This is a genomic window from Chthonomonas sp. (genome assembly GCA_016788115.1).
Lineage (GTDB): Bacteria > Armatimonadota > Fimbriimonadia > Fimbriimonadales > Fimbriimonadaceae > UBA2391.
In genome coordinates, this window is the sequence record JAEURR010000006.1 from 39,769 (window position 1) to 65,299 (window position 25,531).

Consider the following 25,531-nt stretch of genomic DNA (forward strand, 5'->3'; position numbering starts at 1 on the left):
CTATCTCGCTTCCAGCGCCGGTGCCAATAGCTTCCGCAGGTGCCCTTCCAACAGCTTCGAGCGTTCATCCATGAATTGTTCAAACCGATCTACCGAGTACAGTGTCGCGTCATTCGGGATGAAATTCCTCTCCAAGAAGCTTGGGTCACGGGTCGTGATCCACTCTTCAAACGAAGTCGCTGACTTCTCTTGGTTCTCAGCCGCACTCAGCAAACAGAGGTTCGAAGTCTTGTTCAGCGGGCTGTTCCACCAAAACATCTGCTTGTCGTAATCATCGCTCGGCAATCGCGTGGACTTGGGGAAAATGTGGTCGATATGAAGGTCCGCCGCTCCCTGAGCACCCGAATAGAACAGCGAAAGTACAGCCCGAATGTGGGAACTGCTGTAAGAAAGGTCCATTGTCTCTGAGATGATTCCGTTCAAAAGCTCTGCCGAGCCACCGTCTTCCGACTCGGCGATCAGTCCTAGAAGAGGGAACGGTTTATTTCCTTCGACAGCCTTGCGAATCACATCACGCGCCTTTGACAGGGCAGAGTCTGCACTACTCCGGAACTGACCCCGTAGCAAGGCAAGGACAAGCCAAGCGTGGATCGACTTGGCATTCAGCACATCGTCGATGGAGGTCCCGTCTGGACGTAGATCGCGTCGCTTCGAGTAGAAGTAAACGATGGGGATCAGTGCGTTCGTGCTTGTCAGTGTGTCGCCGGTAATGCCATACGCGCTGAGAAGATCGACTGCCTTTCCAATCGCCTTCTTCGACTCAGTCCAATTCTCTTTGATCTTGAGTAGATTGGTATCAGTAAAATTCTGTACACGGTACTTGATAGGGAGATCGTTGATGACGAGGCTGGCCTTCATTACAAAGTCCTTGTCGATCTCAGAGCGCCTTGGAAGGGAACGGTTGAGGCGATCAACCAGCGATTGAATTTCGTGTCGGGCGTCTACATTGCCCCAGCTTGCGGTAATCGTGCTCATAAGGAGGTCTGACTTGCTCAGCTTGGTTCCGCCAGAATTCGCCCGAACGAATACGTCAAGAACGCGGTCGTAATCCTGCTCGCGCTCCACGTAATATGCGATGACGTCGTCTTTGTGGATCGCCCTGTACAGGCGGTCCAAATTCATCCTAGCAGCGCGACGTTGTTCCTTCGTCGTGCTCTCATCGATGGACTCGACAAATTCGTCCCTGTACTCGTCGAACTCTCGGTCTGACTTGAACGAAAGAATCTTCCCAACCTCGAACCAACGGCTATCCCCGTTCGCCTTGCCGCCCTTTCCCTTGTCTCGAAACTCGAACCGGAAGAAAATGTCTTCGTAGTTCGGATCAACCAGGGTTAGCGGGTCATGGAGAATATCGAGAAACAGAGTTCGCCTGCTCCATGCGTCGGGGTTGTCCTTTCGACCGTATTTCTTTTTGACCGTGTAGGTTCCGCGCAAGCCAATGTTCAGAGACGTGAGCCGTTGCTGTCCATCTAAGATGAGGTGAAGATCACTAACGGCGCTGAGATTCGCCTCGGGATTATGGATGCCACCATCCTTCCCGTCGATCAAGAACTGATAGGCGCGCCACTTCTCGTAATTCTCAGACTCAATAGACCAGAAAAGGAACGAACTGATCGGGTAGCCACGGAGAATTGAGTCGAACAACTGGATAATCTGCGAAGAGTCCCAGACAAATTCCCGTTGGATTGCTGGCAAATAGAAGTTGGTGTTCAGCCTTGCAATAGTGCTTGCGATAGTTTCAGTTTTGTAACTCATGCTTGTACTCCCGCACAATCCCCGTTGTCGATATTCTCCTCACTGCTAACCTCTGCCTCTAGGAACGGTTGCGCATCTTGTGGTATCAAGTTTTTGATGAAGGAACCAATGTCCTCTTTTGTAAAAAGCTCAGAGGCTCGATAAGGCAAAACCACGCAAGGATTAATTTCTTCACAATTCAGGTCAAGCAGAGTCGCAATCCGATCCTGTTCTGAATCGACGTCTTCCTGTCTGCAGTTGCTTGCAATGCAAAGTCGCGGACCATTCGGTTCCCGTATGGCTTGTGTCAGGAGTTTGTTGATGTGGTGATCCGCGAAGCCGTATCCGACTGTCAGGATTGTCCGAGCTTCCGATGTCAAACGGCGGAATTCGTAAGTGTAGAAGAGGTATGGGTCACCCGCTTCCAATTTGAATTCACGACCGAAAATAAGCTCCATTGCACGAGCGTTCACGTTCTGAATCTGATCTACTTGATAGAGCCGCCCAGACGTATCGCGCTTCCAGTTAATGGAACCATGAAGCTTGTAGAGGTATAGCTCTGGAAAGGGATCGCCCGAAGTTTCTATTTCTGCAAATCGCTGTGGGTCCCAAGGGTTGTTCGGACCTTCGCCTGCAAAGCCAGTTTCAACCCTAAATTCGTTCGCCCGTAATGATTCGACGCATAGATCGTAGTTGAGTGAGAAGACTCTTAGCGAATAGTTGAGGTCTTGTTGTAAGTTCCTTAAGCCCGAGTAGTAGCCTCGTCTTCCAGGGTCTTCAGGGCACATCCACCCCTTCAACCTTTCCAGAATCTTCTCTCGGAACTTCTGTATCTCGCAAAAATCCTTGCCAGCAAGGTCCAGAAACCGGGAATTCCACGATGCGATGAAGGGATAAATCGGATGCTCTTCATTTCGTTCTAATTCCAGAAGTGTGTTTACTAACGTCTCAATGTTGTAAACCACTTGGTCACCAAAACGTCCTCGAAGACCTGCGCTGTAATGAATCGCGCTACGAACGTGTTCGTATAGTCGCCTGAATGGCATCCAGTCAGGATCATTTCTGAGCAGTTCCTCAATCTGCGTGATCATAGCGGCTGATGTTGGAATGCCCGCATCTGCGCTGGCACCAGCACCAAGCAGTATTAAGAGATCACGGGATCGGTTACTCATGGCAATTCACAGGAACCACGGCTTTAGGTTCTCCACGGCAGGTAGTGGCAGTCCACGCGCTTGGAAGTCGTGAACGAGTTCTGCAACCAGGTGACAGTAATAGACCGATACTGGGGCATTTCGAGCGTTGAAGCCTCTCCAATTAGCCCCTGAGAGGTTGATCAGGTCTTGGAGCAGTTCCTCATCTGAAAGGGCACCTTCCGAGGACTCCCAGAGCTTCTGGACATGGGTTGGGCCTGGGAAGGCTTTCGTCACCGTAGTTCTGCCCCTCGAAATGCCCTCGAACCAGAGCAAGAACTCGTTTCCACCGAGACGCACACCTGTTGCGCCGTATGGCACAAGGCTGTTCGCCTCTGGGTTGATGGCGAAGAACCGAGTTTGCTGGTTGATTTTCAGGACTGCGAAGTTATGTGTCGCCTGATCTGCGGCAGCAGCCTCAACTGTATCCTGTATTGAAGCCATCTCGTCTCTACGCAATCGAAACGATGCATGAAGGACAACATTCCGATATGATTCCGCCGCAGTTCCTAACTCCTCTGCCAGCTTCGATTTCAGTTCAGCAATGTATTGATCGTGATTCGCCGTCTCCGAGAGAACCCGAATCTTCTGGAACGCCCCGCTACTATCGGTAAGGACCGCAAACGCAAAGAAACGCTCAATACCGCCTTCTGGGTTAAGTTTGTGACTCTGACTCACTCCAACGATCAAGGTATCGGTCTTAAGTGCCTTAACGTGCCAAGGCTGTCCACCCATCTTGCAGAACATTTGGAGCGCAATGTTCGCGATAGACCATTTGAGTTCGTCATCGGATGATAGAAGCGCGACAGTGCATCCTTGACTAGGTAACCCCGCGTTTGAGAAGGCGGACTTGATTGCGAGATACCTCGATTCGTCTTTGTCAGGCAAGATGAATACCGGCAATGGAGCGGGATCGTCGGCTTGTGCGCGAAGCAACACACGCTCGATTTCTGTTGCTGTGAATTCGCTTATTATGACCGGCTTCGTGTCCACCTGGACGGCGGTTCTGAAAAGGGCTTCAAATCCAGGAAAGCTACCAACTGACTTCTTGCCAGAGATAGCGTTGGCAAGACGAACAGCCGCCTGACGATCTTCCGCTCTGAAAGCAAATAGGAGCTTCGGGTTTGTCGGCGGTAGGGAATGAGGTCCGATGTCACGAACGCCCGGATACTGTGCTTCGCCAGTCTTTCCACCGGCGAAGGTGTACACGCGCGGGCTCATTTCGAAGCCATCGACGGGCACAAAGTTGCGGTCAAGCTTTAGGGCCTCAATGCATCCAGATAGCTTCAAATCGGACAATAGGGTTTCGGCTCGGGCAACATAACTTTGGATTCGATCAAGCTTGTCTTTGTGGAAATCGACGTTGCGCCGGTAGTTTCTATCCAGTGACAGAGAGCGTTGCTGGATTCTGCGGCTAAATGGAACATCTGGGTTCTTCCTAAAGTGAAAGTCGGCTATGAGTCCATATTGATGTTTGACCTTCAGAAAATAGGGTTCCAAGACGAACATGTCGGTGCCTTCCGTGTACGTATCCATTGGAAGTTCCAACTGATCGTGAAACCCAGGTTCGTAACTGAACTCGGAAGAATGCCTTTGTGCCGATTCCAGCAAAGCTCGTAGAAGTGCCCACCGACCCAGGTGGACATTGTCGTCTGGCTCAACGGAAAACTCATCGAATCCTTCGAGAGATTGGCTGGAAATCCAATAGGATCTCCTCTCGTCCCCACTTCGTGAGACAGGGAGAGTAAACCTGCGAACTCCGTCGACCGGCTTGGACTCACCCTCCTGCAAGATGCACTTTCGCCAAACCGAAAAGGATGGAAGACCTTGCAGAATCGGCAGGAAGTTGAGCTTAAGTTGATATCTATTTTCGTTCAAGGCACTTTGCCCCCGGCAAAATAAGGCGTCACAGCGACCCGATCAAGATGAGCCCGAATCGCACCTGCCGCGTCCCAAGGGTCGGTGATTTCGATGAAAGCCCATCGGCCCAAACCACCGTGATTGTTCACGGCAGGAACCCAGAGCGTTTCAGCGGTCGTGACTTTGGATTCTTTGTCCCGCTTCTGTGCCCCCGAAACTTCTACGATCAGGTTCAGTGGGTCGCCGTGATCGACTCCGTCGTCGATCACGGCGATGAAGTCGGGAATATAGTTCCGCTGTTCGCCCTGGATCACATACGGGATGAGGAAGTTCAGACCCTGATTCTTCACGTAGCGGATCACTTCGGGCATGTCCTCTAGAACCTGTTCGACCTTGAATTCCCAGTTCGAATCCGCGACGACATGCGACACGTGGCACTTGTCGGTCCGAGTCGCCATGACCGGCTTCGTCGTGTCGAAGTCCACATACCGGGTCGAACCGCAAGTGTCGTATGGGCGAAGGATCGGCTTGAGGGTACGTTTGGTCTCGGAAGCCCGCACAATGGCTTTATAAATGCGGTCAGCGGCTTCATAGGCAGTCTCCGTCAGCAAGAGAAGCTGAGGAAACGTGTCGTCTTTGCACGTGACGCATCGGGCAAGCCATTGCTTCGTGATCGAGAGTAGTTCGGGGAATCGCCAAGCTTGCACGTCCTGAACTCGGCCCGGTTCGGCGTCTTCGCCTTCGGGGGGTTCTTGCCTAAAGTAGCGTTCCAGAACGATCTTCGCCAAGAGGAACGCAACTTCGCTTTCACGCTTGCCGCGAAGGTCGTCAAGCGTGTGAATGCTGGATTCGCCGACGATTGGCGCATTCTCGGTCTTGGTCGGAATATCGAGCGTGCTGAGGGTCAGATTCGAAGAGTCGGTGAAGTCGGCAGTCAGTCGTTCGGATCGAATCTCGAACCGGTACCCGGTCAGCCTTGGGAACGTGATCTCGCACTCCATCCGGCTTTCAAGCGCTCGAACCCGGGTCGGGATCGGCCCCGGCTTTGGCCCTCCGGTGGAACCCGAACAAGGAATAAATGAGAACGGGACGCCGTAGACTTCGGCGTACTCCGGCTCGAATGCTTCGATCTCGACCGGTCCGGAGGGCCGTTCGAGCGTTCGCGTGGTTGCCGCATAGGACATGCGTCGGAGCCCGCGTCCGACCACCTGCTCACACAATAGCTGAGTGCCGAAAGCCCGAACTCCCAGAATGTGAGTGACCGTATTCGCGTCCCAGCCTTCGGTAAGCATGGACACGCTGACGACACATCGGATGTGTTCGCCAAGCTTGCCCGCCTTACCGACCGTGTTCATTACCTCTCTCAGGCAGTCTTCGTCGGTGATGTCGTCGGGGTTTCGACCGGGGAACCGTTGGACGTATTCAGCCTTGAACCGCTCGATTTCCTCATGAGCGATCTTCTTGAAGTCGGCTGACATGGCGTCCCCTGAATCGAGTTGTTCGGAGTCAATCAGGATCGAGAAGGGACGGTGCCCCCATGCTCCGTCACGCTCGTTCGAGAACAGCGGCAAGTTTCCGGGAACGACGATAGAATCGCCGTTTGAAAGCTCCTTCTCCCAACCCGAAACCCAGTCGTAAACAAGCTTCGAAACATTGGTGTTCGAGCAAACGACGATGAAGACCGGCGGGGTTATGCCCTTGGCGCGCGCTTCTTCGTTGGACTCCCAGAGCTTGAAATAGGTCTCGTAGTTGGCGTACAGGCTTCGCAGTGCGCCTTCGAGTTCTACTGGAAGCTTCGGTTCACCCGACACGGCGTCGGTCTTGCGTCCCTTCTTAGGAAGCGCGTCTTTGATGGAGACCCAGAGGTTCCGATAGGTCGGCTGTTCGCCGATCCCGGCGTTGTCTTGCACCGGCACGCGGGGCACTTTGACGATTCCGGATTCAATCGCATCAATCAGCGAGAAGTCGGAGACAACCCAGGGGAACAGAGTTCCTTCTGGCCAACCCGAACCACGAAGGAAGAACGGAGTCGCCGACAAATCGTAGATCGCGCGAACTCCGATCTTATTCTTGACAGCTTCGATCCCTCGAAGCCAAATCCGGGCAAGTTCGTTCCGCTTCTTGGCCTCTTGGCCGTCTTCGCCGCTTAGCTTTTCCTCTTGTTCGCCGGGCTTGCGAACGTAGCAGTGATGCGCCTCATCTGAGAGAACGACGATGTTCTTCTTGTTGCCGAACTCTCTACACACCCGTCGAACCATTTCGTCGGGCGTCTCGGTGAACAGACCGGCTTCACCGTTGCCAAGAACCGACTTCGTCAGCTTTGGGGCTTCGATCTTCTCACGAAGCTTGAATGCGTGATAGTTCGTCACGATCATCTTGGCCCGGTGAAGCTGTTCCATCATGTCCGACGGCATTAGGTCAAGGGCACGGTAAATCGTATGCGGGTCGCTTGGTAAGAGAACCCGAAGTCGGTCCTTGATCGTGATGCCGGGAGTGATGATTAGGAATGTGTCGGAGAATCGTGCGTCTTGAGGGTTTGCTAGCTTGTTCAGAGCATGCCAAGCAATCAGCATTCCCATTACGGCGGTCTTGCCCGTACCCGTTGCCAGCTTCGACGCGATCCTGAAGAGACCTGGATTCGAAGAGTCGTTTGCTTCTCGCACCGAATTTTCGATCCAACCGTCGCCAAACTTCTTAGCCGCCTCGGTGATGTAAATGACCGTTTCGACAGCCTCAATTTGACAGAAGAACAGCCGTCTTGTGCGTTCAGAGTTCGTCCAATGTTCAAGTAACCGTGCGGTCGTTGTCGTGACGCCCGCATACCCGCCGTCGCGCCAAATTCGAACACGCTCACGAATCCGGTTGATCGTTGTGTTCTCTTCAATCCGATCCGCAGTCCATTCGGTCTCAAAGACGAGCTGGCCACCTTTTTTCTTGACTTGAGCAATGGGGATGAAGTACGAACTCGGTCGTCGAGATTCGAGAACCTCGTTCGTGATCCCATCAGACGCAAACTTGAAGTGGCGCGACGGAGCGACAAACGGCGAATTTAGAATTGGATTTTCTATCGTGCTGTCGCTCATGTGTCAATCCCGCCTCTCAAGGCATGGCAGTAATTTTAGCATGATCCGCCAAGATTCGTAGACGCAGTTCTGGTACCACAATTGCTCGCGGACACTCATGATTTGCGAGAAATCGAGCGCAGATCAATAGCCCGAATTGGATGGGATACTAAGCCGACAGAGCCAACACTGCGCCACATGGTGTCAAAAGTGGTGTCATATCCGACCTCTAGAAACAAAAAAGCCCCTTGGGAGGGGCTTTTTGAACCTAAATTTTGGTGGACCGTGTAGGGCTCGAACCTACGACCCGCTGATTAAGAGTCAGCTGCTCTACCAACTGAGCTAACGATCCACGTGCTCGAACAGAAGATACCACACGGCGCGGGCGGTTGCAAGTCCTGCGGCTTCTGGCCAGCCCAATGGGCATGCCTTGCGTCGGTGCGCTGGTCGGCGGAGCCAGGAAACTCGCACACCAGGCTCGTGGAGCCCACCCAAAAAGAGAGCCTCACGACGGCACTGCAGGCCGTGAAGGAACTGCGCGGGCGGGCGCTCAGCGAACGGGAGGCCCAGCGAAAGAGCCACCGCCCGTCGAACCCAGCGTCGAGCTCCTACCCCAGTTCAGCCAGCGCCGCGCGAACCGCATCGAAGTTCGGCAAATCCACAGGCGTCGGGGTCTCCTCGGCGTAGCGGATGACGCCTTGTTTGTCCACCACGAACGCCGCGCGTTTGGCCGCGGGGCCGTGCCCGGCCAGATCCGGAAGCACCACGTCGTACGCCTGTGAAGTCTTTTTGGAGTAGTCGCTCAGCAGCGAGACTTTGATGCCGTTCTGCTCCGCCCAAGCAGCCTGTGCAAAGGCGGTGTCGCCACTGATGCCGTACACCACCGCGTCGGCGTCACCAAATGCGCCCAGCCCGTTCGTCACGTCGCACATCTCTTGGGTGCACACCCCGGTGAAGGCGGCAGGAAAGAACAGGAGCACCACGTTCGATTGACCACGGTGGCTCGAAAGGGTCCGATCTTCAAGCTCTCCGGTGGAGAGCGATCGAAGGGTGAAATCCGGGGCGATAGTTCCTACTGTGAGTGCCATGTCCCGTATTCTACGGGGGAGAGGCGCAGGTTTGCAGCGGCTGCCGAAGCAATTCGCTCGGAACTTCGGCAGCCGCGCGACACCTAGTGTTCGGGTTGGAGGAGACCGTATTTTCCGTCCTTTCGGCGGTAAAGCACTTCCACTCGATTTGTATCCTCATTCTTGAAGATGAAGAAGGGGTGGTCCACCATCTCAAGCTGCAGCGCTGCCTCTTCGATCGACATCGGTTTGACGGTGAACTGCTTGTGTTCGACCAGATCGTAAGCGTGGTGGTCGTGATCAGCCGCATCCGGCTCACTGAGTGCCGGTGGCAGATGGTGTCCTCGGCGATGGTAGCTGTCGCTCATTCGCCTCTTCAGCCGACGCAATCGCTGGTCCAGTTTCTCACTCACCAAGTCGATCGCCGCGCAAACGTTTTGGTCCATCTCTTCCCCACGTACGGTAAAGCCGTCCGCGAAGACCGTGACCTCCACACGATGGCCGTTCTTCATTTCGCGGTGGACTATCTCGACCCTGCTCGCGCGATTAAAGAAACGATCGAGACGTCCCAATTTCTCAGCCGCGTACTGTCGATCCTTGTCGCTGAGGTTGCCTTCCGCATTTCGGACTAGAACTTCCATGAGTGCCTCCTTAGGTGTCGTGACGCTTCACGGTGGCGACAGCGAAGGCTGCAATGCCTTCACTCCGCCCGATTGCGCCAAGTCGTTCATTGGTCGTGGCCTTCAGGCTCACGCGCTCGGGAGAGATCCCGGCTGCAGCGGCCATGGTGCGACAGACTTCGTCGCGTTTGGGGAGTACCTTCGGTCTTTCGGCCACCACTGTACTATCAATATTCACTATTTCCCACCCCAATTCCTTCAGCCTTACTGCGGTTTCTTTCAGAAACGTCACTGAAGGTTGGTCTTTCCACCGTGGGTCCGTGTTCGGATAATGCAGCCCGATATCGCCCAGGTTCACCGCCCCGAGCAGAGCATCGACAACGGCGTGAATCAATGCATCCGCGTCGGAGTGCCCATCAAGCCCAGGTCGATCGTCGAACTCCACTCCTCCCAGCATCATCTTGCGGTCCGGGTCAGCGCTGAAGCTGTGGATATCGTAACCAAGTCCCGTGCGAGTTTCCATAGGGATGCGTGCGAGGTCGTCTGCGTTCGTTAGTTTGACGTTTTTCCGGTCTCCATTTACTCGATCGGCGCGAATTCCGATCTGCATCAGGGCACCGATGTCGTCCGTCGTCCCGGCCGACGACGCGGCATACGCACGCAGAAGATCCTCCCGGTCCGCCGCCTGCGGTGTCTGCACTCTGTACAGGCCGTCTCGGTCGAGCGTCGTATCCGCCTCGGCATCGACTCGGCGAATTGTGTCGGTCACCGGTATTGCCGGATACGCAGCCCCGGACTCCTTTGCAGCCGCAATGACGCGGGTGATCACGTCTGCGCTCACAAAGGGGCGTGCGCCATCGTGGACCAGTACAAGTCCAGCCGCAGCGGCAGTGACTCCTGCGCGCGCGCTCTCTTGGCGAGTCGCGCCCCCGGCGACCACAAAACTTGCTTCCGGAGCGTCGGTTCGCATACGCTCCAGCGCATCCGCCGACACCACAAGCCCAACCTGGTCCACCAGCGGATGAGAGAGAAAGGCATCGAACGAGCGACGCCAAACCGGAATCCCGGCCAGCAGCACCTCCATCTTGTTTCCGCCGAATCGCTGGCCCGCACCTGCCGCTAGAATGATCGCCGTAACGGTCATGAGTTCTCGGGGCTACGAGTTCGTCGCTTTTGACCGGCCGCAGAGTCCCCTGGACCGGCGACCTCACCAAAGATCATCTTGCCGCGCTCGGTCTGAATCACCTGGGTGACCACCACCGCAACGCTCTCGCCGAGGTGCTGACGTGCGTTCTCCACGACGACCATAGTTCCATCGTCCAAGTATCCCACGCCTTGGCCGTGCTGGCTTCCCTCCCGCGAGATGACGAGGTCCATGCGCTCCCGTGGCAAGATGTTGGGCTTGAGCGCCATGGCGAGGTCATTCAAGTTCAGGACCTTCACGTTCTGTAGGCTCGCAACCCGGTTCAGGTTGACATCGTTGGTGACCAATTCTGCACCTAACGCTTTCGTGAGCGTAACCAGTCGCGAATCGACTTCGTCATCTTCGTCCGGCGCAACGCGGTCGTAGGTGCCTACTTGAATTTCGAAGTCCCCCTGCATGAGGCGCAAAATGTCCAACCCGCGGCGACCTCGCTGACGCCGTAATGGATCGGGCGAATCGGCGATGTACTGCAGCTCGTCAAGCACGAATTGAGGGATGTAGAATCGGCCTTCGAGGAAGCCGGTGCGCGCGACATCGTAGATGCGACCATCAATGATGACGTTCGTGTCCAAGACCTTGAAGCCCGTCTTCTTGGGCTTGCTCGCTGCGCCGTACCACGGCAAGACCTCGCCCATCGAGCGCAATGCAAACACCCCGAGCGCGCTGAGGCCGATGATAAATCCGAAGGTCGCAACCGGCGGAATCCAGATGTAATTCGGCGCAAGCATCGCCTGCAGAAGCGCATAGACGGGCAGTGAGGCGAGAATCCCCACGAAGATGCCAAGGAACAAGTTGACCTTGTCGCCGGCGGCCATCCGGTCCCAAGAGGTGCCCGCGAGGCTGCCGTATTTCGCCAACTGCGCCCCGAGGCTTGCCCCGAGAACCATCCCGATGATGGCCACCGAGATGTTGCTGATGAGGTTGAGCTTCGAACGATAAAGCTCAATGTCGATCCCAGTCTTCAGATACTGGTTGCAGAACGCGATGACCGAGAGCTGAATGCTCTCGGCGTAGATGCCCGCCAAAACGGCTCCGATAACGCCAAGCAGTGCAATACAGACAGCTCGGAACGACTTCAACCTCTCCCCCCTGCAGCTTGCCACTTCACGTCGGTCACCACCATCTTTGCACCCGAGATCACACGGAAGAGAAACGCCTCCTCGACATTTCCTTGCGCAATTTTTAGGTGCCCCGCTGAGATCGGTGTTTCCGGTCTGGTCGAGTCAAATCCAATCCATTGCGAACCTGACCAAGCCTCGACCCAGGCGTGGAAGTAGAAAGCTCCGTCCTGATATACCAGTCCGCTGACCAGACGTGCCGGGACACCCGCAGACCGCATCAGAGCCGCGCAAAGAATTGCATGGTCACGGCAGAGCCCCTCCGAGGTGCGCAGCACTTCCCTTGCATCGCGGAGAACCCCGATGCCCGTGTTCGGCCGCATCTGGTCATACACGCCACGACGGATGTTCTCCGCGATCTTCAGTACGTCGGTTTCGCTCTTGGCAAGTTCCTTGGCTCGCGCAGTCAACTCCGAGTCGTCGATGGGAATAAGCATGGAGCCCTTCAGGAAGTCGGGCTGCAACTTTGCGGCTTCGGCGCGCGTGCTCCCGGTTGCCTGCCGAACCGGATGCAACTGCACCATCCACCCGTCCTTCCCCTGGGTGATGGTCTGATGTGGATCGGAAGGGAGCGCGGATAAATCCATGCCCTTGGCGATAAGCGTGATTGAGTCCGTCTGATCGGGGTTCACGATCGCGGGCGTCACCGTGATCCGTGTCGCTTCTGCGAGATCGATGGTTCCGCGATTCTTCGAGAAGTCCATTGCCTGCGCGCGTGCCTCAGGGAACATTTCGATACCGAGGGGACCTTCGATCTTAATGAGGTCACCCTTCCCCGAGTAGAAAATTCGGTTGCTTGCCCGAGGGTCGCGCACCTCCACGAGCGTCGCCGCGAACTCGTCCTTGCCGATCCGCACCTTCGACGGCCCTTTGCTGACGATCTCGTTGACCACCAGATCTACAGTCACGGGGTCGAAAATCACGACCTTCGCAGACTGACCCAGCCCCTTCACCATCGAACTGGCAGAGGATTCGCTCGGGTCGAGCACGAGTTCCAACCCCTCCGGTATCTCCAACACCTTGGTAGAAATCGCACCGTTGTTGTCGGCGCGCACCTCAACCTTGCGCCCCTTCACCAGCGCGCTCACGGTCTGGCGGCGTCCTTGGCTGGAACTCGCTGAGTCCATGCGCACGATTTTCCCCGTGCTGTCCGTCCAGGCGCTGGTCTGCAAGTTCATTTCCATGGACGAACCGATCATCTCGGTCTTGAGGACATTGATCGACCAGTACTTCGTCGCTGGCTTGCCGTCGAGCTTGTCTGCCTTGGCGACCGAGCCGGCATAGCCGATCTTGACTCCCTGCATGTACATGCCTAGCCAAGACTCCTCGGCGCGAGCGAGCGCACTCGACAGCAGCGTGAGCACCACCACCGAGCTACGTGTTGTGGACGACCATGGCCCCCGCCCGAACTTGGCGGCGAGACGTTGAGCGAGAGCGTTCTTCATGCTTCTTCTAAACATAACGGTTCGCACTCGCACGTTGGCTCCTGCATCTGCAGTCTTTTGCGCAGAATTCCGTCTTTCTGCCCGGCCTCCCGAACCTTATGGCCGCCGAAACCGTTGTAAATCCTGTCCGGCGCTGCCGTTGGAGTAGCATAAGGGCGCACTTTACGGAAGAAGTCACTACCCTCATGTCCAAACTTGTCATCGTCGAATCCCCTGCAAAAGCACGCACCATCAGCCAGTTCCTCGGCAAGGAGTACGAGGTCTTGGCAAGCTTCGGACACGTGCGCGATCTTCCCAATAGCGCAGACGACATCCCTGCCGAATACAAAAAGCAGAAGTGGGCCAAGCTAGGGGTGAATGTCGAGAACGATTTCGAGCCCCTCTATATTGTCCCGGACGACAAACGCCGCCACGTCGATTCGCTCAAGAAAGCCAGCAAGGGTGCAACCGAACTCCTACTCGCGACGGATGAAGACCGCGAGGGCGAAAGCATTTCTTGGCACATCCTGCAGCTACTGAAGCCCAAGAAGGGGATCCCCGTCCGCCGCATTGTTTTTCACGAGATCACCCCGGAGGCAATCCGCGAAGCGCTTCGATCCCCGCGTTCCGTCGATGAGAATCTAGTTCGCGCTCAGGAAACTCGCCGCATTCTGGACCGACTGTATGGCTATTCCCTCTCTCCGCTGCTTTGGAAGAAAGTTGCACCGAAACTCAGTGCCGGTCGAGTTCAAAGCGTCGCAGTCCGTCTCACCGTCGAGCGTGAACGAGAGCGAATGCGGTTTATGGCAGCCACGTATTGGGACTTGGAGGCGACGCTCGGTGCAACCGACGGCCAGTTCGATGCCCGCCTCACCCACCTCGATGGTAAGCGCGTTGCTTCAGGTCGAAACTTTGATCCCGAGTCGGGCAAGCTGGTGGACAACGTCATGCTTGTCAGCGAAGAGCTTGCGGGCAAACTGGCGGATCAGGCCAAGGCGAGCAAGGAGTGGGTCGTCACCGCGGTCGAAACTACTCCGGGCCAAGAGAAGCCGCCGATGCCGTTCATGACCTCGACCTTGCAGCAAGAGGGGAACCGCAAACTACGCTTCCCGTCCAAGCGGACGATGCAGATTGCCCAGCAATTATACGAGGGCATCGCCGTTGGGGGCCAGACGGTCGGTCTGATCACCTACATGCGTACCGACAGTTTGAACCTTGCCGATCGCGCCCTCACGGAAGCGCGCGAGGTCATCAAGAATCTATATGGCGACGAGTATCTGCCCGCCAAGCCGGTGAAGTACAAGACTAAGTCGAAGGGCGCGCAAGAGGCCCACGAAGCGATCCGCCCTACCGACCTAAGCCGCCGCCCGCAGGACATTAAGAAGTATCTGAACAGCGAGCAATTCGCCCTGTACGAACTCATCTGGAAGCGAACGATCGCATGCCAGATGCAGCCGGCAAAGGTGAATCGCACCTCCGTGACCGTCCGCACCGAAGTCCCATCGGGAGCGCTCGACTTTGCCGCCAGCGGCAAGACCATCGTCTTCCCTGGCTTCCTCCGCGCCTATGTCGAAGGGACCGACGATCCGGAGGCGGAGATTGAGGGCCAAGAGCGGACGCTGCCCGCGGTCAAGCAGGGTCAGCATGTGAACCTCATCGAACTGGATACGCAAAGCCATACCACCCGGCCTCCGGCGCGCTACACCGAAGCGAGCCTCGTCAAGAAACTTGAGGAAGAAGGCGTTGGCCGCCCATCCACCTACGCCAGCATCATCTCGACCGTCCAAGATCGCGGTTACGTCGTGAAGAAGGGGAACGAGTTGATTCCAACGTTCACGGCTTTTGCAGTAACCACGTTGCTCGAAGACCACTTCGATGAGCTGGTTGACACTCGGTTCACCGCCACGATGGAAGAGAACTTGGACGAGATCGCTGACGGCAAGCGATCCTGGGTGGCCGAGCTCAAAGAGTTCTATCTCGGCACCCCAGAGCACCCTGGCCTCGATGCCCAGATCACAGCCAAGCAAGCCGATATCCCGTTTCCAAATGTCGAGCTGGGAACGGATCCGTCCGGTCAACCGGTGGTCGTGCGCGTGGGCCGGTACGGAACGTTCGTCCAACGTGGCGAAGGCGGCGCGGGCAACACCGCCAACGTGCCGCTCGACATCGCCCCCGCTGACCTTTCGCTGGAGCAAGCGCTTGCGATGATCGATAACAAGGCCGCGGGCCCAGCACCGATCGGTACCGATCCGGAGTCCGGGCAAAGCGTCTACAAGCGGTCCGGACGGTTCGGCGATTATCTAGAAGTTGCGCTCACCGAGGAAGAAGAAAAAGCGGGCGTGAAGCCTCGCCGAGTGACCCTTCCCAAAGAGCTCGTCAGTGCAGAGCTGGACAATGAAGAACTCACATTGCTGCTCCGCTTCCCACGCGTGGTTGGCCGCGATCCGGACACCGGCTCGGAAGTGACTGCGCTCATAGGACAGTACGGCCCGTACGTCAAGAGCGGCACCGAATCGCGCAATATCCCCGACTGGCGCGAGGCCGCGGAGATTGATCTCGAGACCGCGTTGCAGCTCTTGGCAGCCCCCAAGATTACGCGCGGGGGTAAGACGATGGCCGCGCCTCGGGCGGCGCTGAAGGAGTTCAGTTCGGTCGATGGATATGCCACTCCAATCCGGGTGATGGAAGGTCGATACGGCCCGTACGTCACTGACGGAACTGTGAACGCGACCCTGCCGCGCGGCACCAGCCCCGAAACGCTGACACCGGAAATGGCCGCTGAGCTTCTCAAAGCAAAAGCTGCTGCTGGGCCCGCCAAAAAGAAGTCCTTCGCCCGGCGCGGGACAACGAAAACCAAGCGCAAGGCGTAGACACTCAAGGATGCGAACCCCGATCATGATCAGCACTCTCCTCTCCCTATTCAGCCTCGGATGTACGGGCACCCTCGACCCAGCCCAAGCTCCCAAGGCAGAGAACATTTACGCTTTCAAGATGAAAGACATCGAAGGCAAGGAGGTTTCGCTGGACAAGTACAAGGGCAAGGTCCTGCTGGTGGTGAACACAGCGAGCAAGTGCGGCCTGACCCCGCAGTACGAAGCGCTCGAGACTCTTTACAAGACGCGTAGCAAGGATGGCCTGGTGTTGCTCGGCTTCCCCGCGAACAACTTCATGGGCCAAGAGCCGGGGACGGACGCCGAGATCAGGGAGTTCTGCACTACGAAGTACTCGGTCACCTTCCCGATGTTCAGCAAGATCTCGGTCAAGGGCGACGACATTCACGAGCTTTATAAGTGGCTGATCGCTCACAGCGATCGGCACGATGAGATTGAGTGGAACTTTGCCAAGTTCCTTGTTGGACGCGATGGGAAGGTCATTGCCCGCTTCGGTCCGAGGGTCAAACCCGACGCCGCCGAATTCACGGCCGCGATCGATCTCGCCCTCAAGTCGAGTTCCTGAGCGATTGTTAAGTCGGCGTTAATATGAAAACCCATCGGTATACTTTTGTCACACCGGCGAGCCCGGACCAAAGGTACCTGTATGGCAAATTTCCGCACAATTCGAACCACTAGCTTCGCCCTCTTGGCGACCTCGCTCCTCCTCGCAGGTTGTTCCGGCGACGCCTCCAAGACCGCTGAGGCAGGCGGCAAAACGGTCGAGACTTCAAACGAAACGACCATGGCGATCAATGCCAAGGGCAGCTCGTTCGTGAAGCCCTTCATGGAGAATGTCCTCGAAGCTTACAAGGGTAAGTCAGGCACCTCAATCAACTACCAGGGCGGCGGATCGGGCGCGGGAATTTCCGCTCTCATCGACGGGACCGTCCCGTTTGCGTGCAGCGACGCTCCGATGAGCGACGAAGAAATGACCGAAGCCGAGACGAAGCTAGGCTCGAAGGCGATGAATTTGCCGATCGTCCTCGGTGCTATCTCGATCGCCTACAACGCTCCTGGTGTCACGGACCTGAAGATGGACGGCGAGACCCTCGCTGGCGTCTTCATGCGCTCGATCACCAAGTGGAACGACCCCAAAATTGCAGCTCTTAACCCAGGCACTACGCTCCCCGATGCCGATATTCGGGTGATCGTCCGCGGTGACGGTTCTGGCTCGACCTACGTCCTCAGCGACTACCTCAGCGCCGTCTCCACTGAGTGGAAGGAGAAGATGGGCCGCAGCAAGAAGCTGAACTGGCCGCAGGGTGTGACCGCGATGCAGCAATCAGACGGCGTCACCAAGGCTACGAAGGACACTCCAGGCAGCATCACTTACACCGAAGTCAGCTACGCCCTGCAGTCCGGACTCGGCATGGCCATGGTCAAGAACGCTAGCGGCGAGTTTGTTAAGCCCGAAGGCGCAGCGGTGACCGCCGCGGCTGCCGGTGCATCCCTCCCCGACGACTTCCGCGGCTCGATCGTCAATTCGCCGGGCAAGGGCGCATACCCGATCAGCAGCTTCGTCTTCGCGCTCCTGCCGACTGACATGTCCAAGAACCCAAGCGGCCAGGCGATCGTCGATGCAATGAACTACATCCTCACCGAGGGTCAGATGAAAGCGGGCGAACTGCACTACGCTCCGGTGCCCGAGTCGGTCGCCACCAAGGTGATCGAGCAGCTCAAATCGATCAAGGTAAAGTAGACGCGTGGCCGCCGTTGGTGAGACCCGTCAGGAGATCGCTCCCAGCCGTCGGAAGCGTCGGCTGGGAGACTTGACCTTCCGAGGGGTTGCCACCGCCGGTGGCTTAGTTCTGCTCCTGATCGTCGTGCTCGCGCTCCAGCAGCTCTTTAGTGGTAGCCGCGAAGCGCTCGCCCAGCAAGGCGGCCAGTTCTTCTACGGGTCAGAGTGGGACTCCATGAACAAGCGCTACGGGGCGCTCCCGCTCATCTGGGGCACCTTTGTCAGCGCCTTCATTGCGCTGCTGGTCGGCGGTGTCACCGGCGTCACGATCTCTGCATTCCTGGTGGAGCTCGCTCCCAAGTGGCTCTACAAACCGGTCTCGTTCCTGGTTGACCTGCTCGCCGCCATCCCATCGATCATCTTCGGCCTTTGGGGCATGGAAGTCCTGATTCCTTGGCTGCGCGACCACCTGTACCCGCAGCTGACTTCGACGCTCGGATGGACCGGCCTTTTCGGGACATCATCCGGTTTTGCGAGCACGGGTTACAGTTTGCTCACTGCCGGGATCGTGCTCGGGGTGATGATCATCCCGACCGTCGCCGCGATTACGCGCGAAATGCTCCTCGTCGTCCCCAAGAACATGCGCGATGGTGCCTTGGCCCTGGGAGCAAATCGCACTGAAGCGCTGAAGGGGGTCATGATCCCCTTTGCGCTCGGCGGAATCCTGGGAGGCTTGATTCTCGGACTTGGGCGTGCGCTCGGCGAGACCATGGCCGTGACGATGATCATCGGCAACACCGCCACCATCAACAAAGACTTGCTGCAACCTGCGGCGACGCTGTCTAGCCAAATTGCCACGAACTTCGGAGAGGCGGATGGCAGCCTGCGACCGGCGCTCATCGGCCTCGGGTTCTTACTCTTCCTCGTGACCCTTAGCATCAACATGCTGGCCCGGTGGCTCGTCATGCGAATGCGCCGCAGGAGCGGGATGATCTAGATGATTGCGACCCTCCTCATCGGCTCACTCGTTACCGTCGCGGTCTATCAGATCGGACTGCGACTCCTGCCTTGGGCGACCCAGCGCAAGGTGCGCCATCTCACCACCTATGGCATGGGTTATCTGGGCTCACTGCTTGCAATCATCCCGCTCGTCCTGCTCGTCGCCTATCTCGTGAAAGCGGGTGGTCCTGGTCTCAACTGGACGTTCCTGACTGCCGCTGAGAAACCGGTGGGTCAGCCAGGCGGAGGTTTTGCGAACGCAATCGTGGGTTCGGGAATCATTATTCTTCTCGCCTCGCTGGTAGGCGTCCCGATCGGACTCCTCGCGGGGATTTACTTGGCCGAGGTCGGCAAAGGCTGGTTCGCGGCGACCATCCGGTTCCTCGCAGAAGTTCTCACCGGATTGCCCAGTATTATTGCGGGCATTCTCGCCTACACATTGTTCGTCATGCACCTCAGGAACGTGCCTGGCTGGAGCAACTTTAACGGTGTTGCGGGCGCACTCGCGCTGTGCTTCTTGATGATCCCGGTCATCACGCGCGTCACCGAGGAAGCCATCCGCATGGTACCGAACCACCTGCGCGAAGCTAGTATGGGCCTCGGGGTCGGTCAATGGCGCACGGTGTGGCACGTTGTGCTGCCCGCCGCTCGCAGCGGCATCTTGACCGGCGTCGTCCTGGCCATCGCCCGTGTCGGGGGTGAAACTGCTCCGCTCCTCTTCACCACTTTGGGGACCCGCGAGATCGTTTCCGACCCTCGCCAAGCGATGGGCGCGCTGCCGCTCAGCATCTACTTCGGCGCAGGCTCTCCGTCAGACCTAAACGTTCAGCTCGCGATCACGGGTGCACTGTTCCTCGTAATCTGGATCGCGCTGGTCAACATCGGTATCCGATGGTTGAGCATTCTGACTCAGCCCAGACTAGGCTAAGCAAAGAGCGGGGCGAGCCCACTAGGGAGCTCGCCCCGTCTACGTTCTAGATGGCGATGATTAGCCAGTAACCATCGCGTCGTACTCTTCCTTGGACTTCGGTACCTTGATCGTGCCGTCCACGATCTTCTTCTTGATCTCCTCGATCTTCGCCAGGTTGGCCTCGCCGACCTTGTCCTTGGTGAACTTCATCTCGCTCAGGCCCACGCCGTTCGCCTTCAGGTCGTAAATCGACTCGCCTGCGCTGTACTTACCTTCCACGATGTCCTTGATCGTGCTGTAAACAGCCTCGTCCACGCGCTTCACCATCGAGGTCAGCACGTTGCCTTCAGCAAGATAGTCTTGGTCGCTGTCGACGCCAATGGCGAACTTACCGGTCTCCTTAGCCGCGGTGATGACACCCTGACCCGCTCGCCCGGCAGCGTGGTAAACGATGTCCGCCCCCGAGCTGAAGAGAACGGTCGCTGCGGCTTTGCCTTTCTGACTATCGTCCCAGTTGCCCGTGAACTTCGCCGGAAGCATCTCAACCTGCGGGTTGGCCATCTTTGCGCCCGCCAAGAAGCCGTATTGGAACTTGTGAATGAGAGGGATCTCCATGCCACCCACAAAACCCAGTTTGTTGGTCTTGGTCATGAGGCCAGCCAGGTAGCCAGCCAGGAAGCTTCCCTCTTCTTCCTTGAACTTAAGCATCCGGACGTTTTTCGCCTCGACGCTACCGTCCACAATGGCGAATTTGGAATCCGGAAACTGTGCCGAGACCTTGCGCAATGCGGTCTCTTGGTTGAGGCCAACCGCGATGACCAAATCGGCACCCGCTTCTGCCAGTGAGCCCTGATTGGCTTCGTAGTCCTTTTCGCTCTTGGACTCGACTGACATCTCCTTGATGTTGAAGTCCTTCTTCGCCCGCTCGATTCCTGCCCACGCGGAGTCATTGAACGACTTGTCGCCGCGACCACCGCTGTCAAAGACGATCCCGATCGTCAGTTGCTTTCCAGCGGCTGGCGTGGTGCCGTCCGTCGTCGTCGCCGTATCTTTGCTTCCGCTACATCCGGCCACCATCAGTGCGACGCTGCACGCGGCCAACGCCATCCAAGTCGTTTTCATATGTTGTTCTCCTAGCCCGCTCGGGGTAAAATCACTAAATTATGGGCCGCCGTGGCCCCTCGCAGGCAACTGCCCTGCCCCAGGAGACTCACACTTTGATCGTCTGTAACCTCACCAAGCCTGAATCGACCCTTGACCAAGTCAAGAAGACGTTTCCTAAGCTGCCCCAAACCGACGCGGCCCTCGTGGCCACGGCCCTGGTCTTGAGCGGCCGCTATGCAAAGGTGGAGCACGACGGCGACACGTTTGATTGGACCAAAGACTACCACGAGTTGACCAGCCGATTGCTGCCGATCCTGGAGCAAGTGAATCTCGGGATCGAGCCGCCAGCGAAGCGGACCAAGGCGGCCATCGCCGCATCCGAGGAAGAGATCGTCGAATTCAAGATCAACCTCGTCAGCAACTACGCGCAGGGCGAAACGGTCCTTGGTGAGCGGGAAGATCTGAAGACCCTGCTGGCGGAGATCCTCCAGTCTGGCGTCGAGTACCAATACTCCAGCACCGACATTGGATGGCAGTGGGCACTTGACCGCGCAAACTGGTCCACTCTCAGCGGTGGTGATTTGACCCGACGCGTCAAGCTTAAGGCGCTGTTCTCGGGCGACAACGTCGGCACCGAGATGGGTCAGAACGGCCCCAAGAAACGTGCCAGCAAGCGTGCTGCCGCAGCCGTCGTCGAAGTGGAAATCCCCGAAGTCGCCCCTGAAGGCGCGATCGTCGAGGAAGAAGCCTAAGAAACACTGTGAGGCCGGACCCGAAGCGTAACCCCTTGCGCTCCGTGGTCCGGCCAAGTTGTTTCTGGAAGTGGGCTTTTTACGCTGCGTCGTCGATGTTGACGCTTTTCGCAGGTTCGGCGCTGCTGTAGTCCCAGTTGTCGCAGTCAAGCCGCTTGCAGTAGATCATCTGCTGGGTCGAGCCGTCGCTGAGTTCCACCTCTGCGCGCTGACCAAACCGACAATCTAGGCAGATCTCCGGCTCAATCAATCGTACTACTCTCAGCTGTCGCTTCCCCATTGTGTTGCCCCAAACGTGTACCTGGGTAACCCTTTCCACCCTGCGCATTCTTGCCGTCATGCAAATGTACGGGGTTCGGCGCGGAAAGCTGCTCCGCCAACCTGGATGCGACCGGAGCCGAGCCTATGTCATGCTAACCTCAATGCAACCTGTGCACTCCTTCTCCGTGCGTGAACTGACCCTGGGAAGCGGACCGCTGACGCTCATCGCTGGCCCATGTCTGGCCGAATCCCGAGAGTTGTGTTTTCACGTTGCGGAGACGATGCAGGTCCTGTGTGCCGAACTCGGATTCCAGTACATTTTCAAGGCGAGCTTCGACAAGGCGAACCGAACTTCCATCACCACCACGCGCGGTGCGGGCCTCGAATCGGGCCTCGAGATTCTTCGCAACGTCGCGGCCAATTTCGGGCTGCCGACCACCACCGACGTGCATCTGCCCGACCAGGCCGCCGTAGTGGCGGGCAGCGTCGATCTTCTGCAGATCCCTGCCTTTCTGTGCCGTCAGACCGACCTACTCCAAGCTGCCGCGGAAACGGGCAAGCCAGTCAACGTCAAGAAGGGACAGTTCCTTGCCCCAGGCGACACGCTGAACATCGTTGAGAAGCTGCGCACATTCAAGGCGAGCGGCATCATGCTCTGCGAGCGAGGCACCAGCTTCGGTTATAACACGCTCATCGTCGATATGCCCGGGCTGGAAATCATGCGATCCTTTGGCGTTCCCGTGTGCTTCGACGCGACGCACTCCGCGCAGCGCCCCGGTGGGGCGGGCACATCGACAGCGGGCAATCGCGAATCAATCCCGGCCATGGCCCGAGCGGCGGCAGCGGTGGGGCTCGACGCCCTGTTTTTAGAGGTTCACCCGGACCCAGCAAGGGCCCTCTCGGACTCCGCCACACAATGGCCGCTTGATCATGCACGGAGCCTGCTTACGAGCGTCAAGCGGATTCGAGACGCCGCACTCGCGCAGCCCTAAAGCGAAAGCGCGCCCGTGCGTCGCGTGCGCACATCCGATGAAGAGAGTTCGCCGGTTAGAGCGATCCGACGCGTCTTGCCGCAAATTCGTCGCTGCAGAGACGGCAAGCTGTCAGCTTGGCTGAGGGGGATGCAGAGACAGGCCAGCTAGTTGCTGACGTTGCAGATTTCTAATCCAATCAACATGGCACCCTGAATCAAAATGTTGGTAGTCCGGACGGGATTCGAACCCGCGACCTCCGCCGTGAAAGGGCGGCATCCTAACCGCTAGACGACCGGACCGCGAAGCTAAATTATGGCCCGACTTGAACCTATAAATCAAGCGACCCCCTGAGATCCATCTCAGGAGGTCGCGACATTCGCCTTCGTTTCGAAGTTACTTGATCACTTCGTCAGCGCCCGGTCGAACCTTAAGCTCTGGTGAGTCGGCCGGTACGGGAAGCTCTCCCGTCTCCTCAAGAACGCGCCGAACATCCTCGACCGCACGACTCACGTCATCGAAATTTCCAACTCGGCGGCCAGTGACGTACCGCGAGCTGTAGTACTTCTCGTTGAGGTAGTTGATCCGGACGCGTCCGCTCCCGCTCGAAGCGTGAATGAACTGTCCCTTCCCGATGAAGATGCCGACATGGCTGATGCGGCTTCCACGCGTATTGAAGAACACCAGGTCTCCGCGTTGCAGCGATGCCCGCGCAACGAATGTGCCTCGGGTCGCCTGCTCGCTCGAAGTGCGAGGAAGATTGATGCCTGCCTTGCGCATCACGTAGCCGACGAATCCGCTGCAATCGAAGCCACCGCGCGAAGTACCACCCCAGACGTAGCGGGTGCCGAGCAACTCCTTGGCGTTGTCGATCAATCGATCGGCACTGCCGCCGCTCTTGACGTTGCGCTTCTTGGGCTCGTCCTTCTTCGGTTCGGGCTTCTTCTGGGAAGCCTCCTGCGACTTGTTGGAAAGCGCAACCACCTCGGTACTGGTGGAGCGTCGCGCCACTTCCGCTTGAAGTCGAGCGACTTCCGCCGCACTGATTCCCTTCACGAGGTCCTTGCGAATCCAGCCTGCGACGTCATTGAACTGTACGTACAACCACTCGCCCTGCTGGCGTAGCACCTTGCCGTAGTCCCTTACATCGACGCTTCCCAGCCGCGAAGAGTCCGTTGTGGGGTTCGAGCGGACTCGAACGTCATCCCCGGACACGCGGACGTAGGTGGACTTAAACTTTGCGACCGCTTTAGTCATCGTCGATTGACGAACAACTTTTGCCGGTGCCTTGGCGACGGTCTTGGGTGCCGGAACTCGAATCTTGTCGCCGGGACGAATTCGAGTCAGATCGCGACCACCATTCATGCGCGAAAGCTCGGCTACGGAGATGCCGTATCGCTTCGCGAGGTCCCAGTTGTTATCGCCCGAACGGACGGTGTAGTTACCGCTACCGGCCGAACTGCGCCCGCTCGTCGAGCGCTGAGAACTGGAAAGCCGAATCTCCTTGCCGATCTGGAGACGAGTTTCGCTCAGTCCCGGATTGGCTTTACGGATTTCAGACGCAGAGACGCCGGTCTTTCGAGCAATCTTCTCGACCGTATCCCCTGCTTTGATTGTATATGTGTTGCCGAAAGACGCGCTCGCCGCTAGCAAGCAGGCCCATAAGGCTAATGTCCTTACGTTCAAGGGCAATTCCTCCTCTGGTGCCTGGGAACATCGCGCTGAACTTCAGCGGTCCCTGACAAGGCTTAAGATACCTGCGCTGGCCCCCGTAAGTCAACCGGCTCAGTATCCGCCACTTGTATTATCGGACGGTGAAGCTGCATTCTTTGGTGCGACTAAATCAAGGCTGAAACGGCTCACTCAAACGATGCCACCACGAACGTGTGATCGCTCGGCCTTTCCGCGAGCCTGGGTTCAATGTCGATCCAGCACTCGGTGCACCGGGAAGCCAATGCGCTCGTCGCGTACAAGTGGTCGATTCGCCACCCGAGCTTGCGCTGTACTGCGTTCTTAATGAAGAAGTCCCAGTATGTATAGTGTCCGCCCTCAGTGTGATGCTGGCGGAAGAGGTCCCTGAATCCCAGATCCACCAGCCGTGCCAGCCGTGAGAACTCGTCGGGATGGTGGCCTACCTGGCCCAGCAGCTTGGGCGAATCGTAAACGTCCGCGGGAGCAGGCGCGATATTGATGTCCCCCATCCACAGCACGTGCTTGCTGCGCGAGCGCGCCGCCTCTAGCAGCGAGACGAAGTTCTCAAGCCACGCCATCTTGTACTCCCATTTCTCGGAGCCCACCTTGTTTCCGTTCGGGACGTAGGTGTTCACGATGCAAATGTCGTCCAGAGTCGCCATCACGATGCGTCGATCGTCGACCAGACCTGGATTCAGCATCCCCTTGTGCACCTGGGTGAGCGGTGCGCGAGAGAGCAGAGCCACGCCGTTGTAGCTCTTCTGCCCATGGACGATGGCGTGATAGCCAATGTCCTCAAAGTCGCTCAGCGGAAACTGGTGATCTTCGCACTTGATCTCCTGCAATCCCAGAACATCGGGCTGATGCGTGGCCAACCAGTCCAGCAGGATCGGAAGTCTGACGCGCACTGAATTCGTGTTGAAGGTGGCAATCTTCACGCGTCTATCCTACC

20 protein-coding genes and 2 tRNA genes are annotated in these 25,531 nt (G+C 57.4%); 7 read left to right on the forward strand and 15 right to left on the reverse strand.

The genetic code is table 11. The features are described 5' to 3' along the window. The 10 genes from JNM85_05275 to JNM85_05320 form a co-directional block, all read right to left on the reverse strand. Positions 1-1,755: a DUF262 domain-containing protein gene (locus JNM85_05275; GenBank protein ID MBL8087470.1), complete on the reverse strand. Its 1,755-nt coding sequence runs from the start codon at positions 1,753-1,755 to the stop codon at positions 1-3. Then, the gene (locus tag JNM85_05280) at positions 1,752-2,906 is read right to left on the reverse strand and encodes an SIR2 family protein (GenBank protein ID MBL8087471.1); all 1,155 of its coding nucleotides are present in this window, start codon (positions 2,904-2,906) and stop codon (positions 1,752-1,754) included. The genes JNM85_05275 and JNM85_05280 overlap by 4 nt, the downstream gene beginning before the upstream one ends. Positions 2,907-2,912: 6 nt before the next feature. Next, positions 2,913-4,460, reverse strand: coding sequence for a hypothetical protein (locus JNM85_05285; protein ID MBL8087472.1), 1,548 nt, complete (start codon positions 4,458-4,460; stop codon positions 2,913-2,915). A gap of 338 nt (positions 4,461-4,798) precedes the next feature. Further along, complete coding sequence (locus tag JNM85_05290) at positions 4,799-7,867, reverse strand: DEAD/DEAH box helicase family protein (protein MBL8087473.1); 3,069 nt, start codon at positions 7,865-7,867, stop codon at positions 4,799-4,801. A 255-nt stretch (positions 7,868-8,122) separates the two neighbouring features. Next, positions 8,123-8,198: transfer RNA gene (locus JNM85_05295), tRNA-Lys, on the reverse strand. Positions 8,199-8,454: 256 nt separating this feature from the next. Next, complete coding sequence (locus JNM85_05300) at positions 8,455-8,934, reverse strand: redoxin domain-containing protein (GenBank protein MBL8087474.1); 480 nt, start codon at positions 8,932-8,934, stop codon at positions 8,455-8,457. 83 nt (positions 8,935-9,017) lie between these two features. After that, entirely contained in the window at positions 9,018-9,554 is a 537-nt protein-coding gene (gene raiA, locus JNM85_05305; GenBank protein MBL8087475.1) for a ribosome-associated translation inhibitor RaiA, read from the reverse strand. Between the two features lie 10 nt (positions 9,555-9,564). Next, positions 9,565-10,677 carry a 2-C-methyl-D-erythritol 2,4-cyclodiphosphate synthase gene (locus JNM85_05310; GenBank protein MBL8087476.1) on the reverse strand — a complete coding sequence of 371 codons (1,113 nt, stop codon included), beginning with the start codon at positions 10,675-10,677 and terminating at the stop codon, positions 9,565-9,567. Beyond that, a complete protein-coding gene (locus tag JNM85_05315; GenBank protein ID MBL8087477.1) occupies positions 10,674-11,816 on the reverse strand; it encodes a hypothetical protein in 1,143 nt (380 codons plus the stop codon). Before JNM85_05315 ends, JNM85_05310 begins: the two co-directional genes overlap by 4 nt. After that, entirely contained in the window at positions 11,813-13,300 is a 1,488-nt protein-coding gene (locus tag JNM85_05320; GenBank protein ID MBL8087478.1) for a transglutaminase family protein, read from the reverse strand. Before JNM85_05320 ends, JNM85_05315 begins: the two co-directional genes overlap by 4 nt. Before the next feature lie 185 nt (positions 13,301-13,485). Between JNM85_05320 and topA the strand changes: the two genes are divergently transcribed. The 5 genes from topA (at position 13,486) to pstA (ending at position 19,817) form a co-directional block, all read left to right on the forward strand. Further along, positions 13,486-16,149, forward strand: a complete 2,664-nt coding sequence (topA, locus tag JNM85_05325; GenBank protein ID MBL8087479.1) for a type I DNA topoisomerase — start codon at positions 13,486-13,488, stop codon at positions 16,147-16,149. Positions 16,150-16,270: 121 nt separating this feature from the next. Beyond that, complete coding sequence (locus JNM85_05330; protein ID MBL8087480.1) at positions 16,271-16,735, forward strand: glutathione peroxidase; 465 nt, start codon at positions 16,271-16,273, stop codon at positions 16,733-16,735. An 81-nt stretch (positions 16,736-16,816) separates the two neighbouring features. Continuing rightward, positions 16,817-17,911: a phosphate ABC transporter substrate-binding protein PstS gene (gene pstS, locus JNM85_05335; GenBank protein MBL8087481.1), complete on the forward strand. Its 1,095-nt coding sequence runs from the start codon at positions 16,817-16,819 to the stop codon at positions 17,909-17,911. Between the two features lie 4 nt (positions 17,912-17,915). Continuing rightward, on the forward strand, positions 17,916-18,887 hold the full coding sequence (gene pstC / locus JNM85_05340) for a phosphate ABC transporter permease subunit PstC (GenBank protein MBL8087482.1): 972 nt from the start codon (positions 17,916-17,918) through the stop codon (positions 18,885-18,887). Then, complete coding sequence (gene pstA, locus JNM85_05345; protein ID MBL8087483.1) at positions 18,888-19,817, forward strand: phosphate ABC transporter permease PstA; 930 nt, start codon at positions 18,888-18,890, stop codon at positions 19,815-19,817. It abuts the gene before it with no gap. 60 nt (positions 19,818-19,877) lie between these two features. On the opposite strand, the gene JNM85_05350 is transcribed toward pstA, so the two are convergent. Next, on the reverse strand, positions 19,878-20,921 hold the full coding sequence (locus JNM85_05350; GenBank protein ID MBL8087484.1) for a BMP family ABC transporter substrate-binding protein: 1,044 nt from the start codon (positions 20,919-20,921) through the stop codon (positions 19,878-19,880). Between the two features lie 41 nt (positions 20,922-20,962). Between JNM85_05350 and JNM85_05355 the strand changes: the two genes are divergently transcribed. Further along, the gene (locus tag JNM85_05355) at positions 20,963-21,655 is read left to right on the forward strand and encodes a hypothetical protein (GenBank protein ID MBL8087485.1); all 693 of its coding nucleotides are present in this window, start codon (positions 20,963-20,965) and stop codon (positions 21,653-21,655) included. 79 nt (positions 21,656-21,734) lie between these two features. On the opposite strand, the gene JNM85_05360 is transcribed toward JNM85_05355, so the two are convergent. Further along, a complete protein-coding gene (locus JNM85_05360) occupies positions 21,735-21,905 on the reverse strand; it encodes a hypothetical protein (protein ID MBL8087486.1) in 171 nt (56 codons plus the stop codon). Between the two features lie 172 nt (positions 21,906-22,077). On the opposite strand from JNM85_05360, the gene kdsA reads away from it, so the two are divergent. Then, the gene (gene kdsA / locus JNM85_05365; GenBank protein ID MBL8087487.1) at positions 22,078-22,908 is read left to right on the forward strand and encodes a 3-deoxy-8-phosphooctulonate synthase; all 831 of its coding nucleotides are present in this window, start codon (positions 22,078-22,080) and stop codon (positions 22,906-22,908) included. Positions 22,909-23,113: 205 nt separating this feature from the next. On the opposite strand, the gene JNM85_05370 is transcribed toward kdsA, so the two are convergent. The 3 genes from JNM85_05370 to xth all read right to left on the reverse strand — a co-directional run bounded on the left by JNM85_05370 (position 23,114) and on the right by xth (position 25,517). Further along, positions 23,114-23,189, reverse strand: a tRNA-Glu gene (locus JNM85_05370). A 94-nt stretch (positions 23,190-23,283) separates the two neighbouring features. Continuing rightward, positions 23,284-24,573: a C40 family peptidase gene (locus JNM85_05375; GenBank protein MBL8087488.1), complete on the reverse strand. Its 1,290-nt coding sequence runs from the start codon at positions 24,571-24,573 to the stop codon at positions 23,284-23,286. Between the two features lie 173 nt (positions 24,574-24,746). Next, positions 24,747-25,517 (reverse strand): exodeoxyribonuclease III, encoded by a 771-nt coding sequence (xth, locus tag JNM85_05380; GenBank protein ID MBL8087489.1) that lies wholly within the window; start codon positions 25,515-25,517, stop codon positions 24,747-24,749. Positions 25,518-25,531 lie beyond the last annotated feature (14 nt).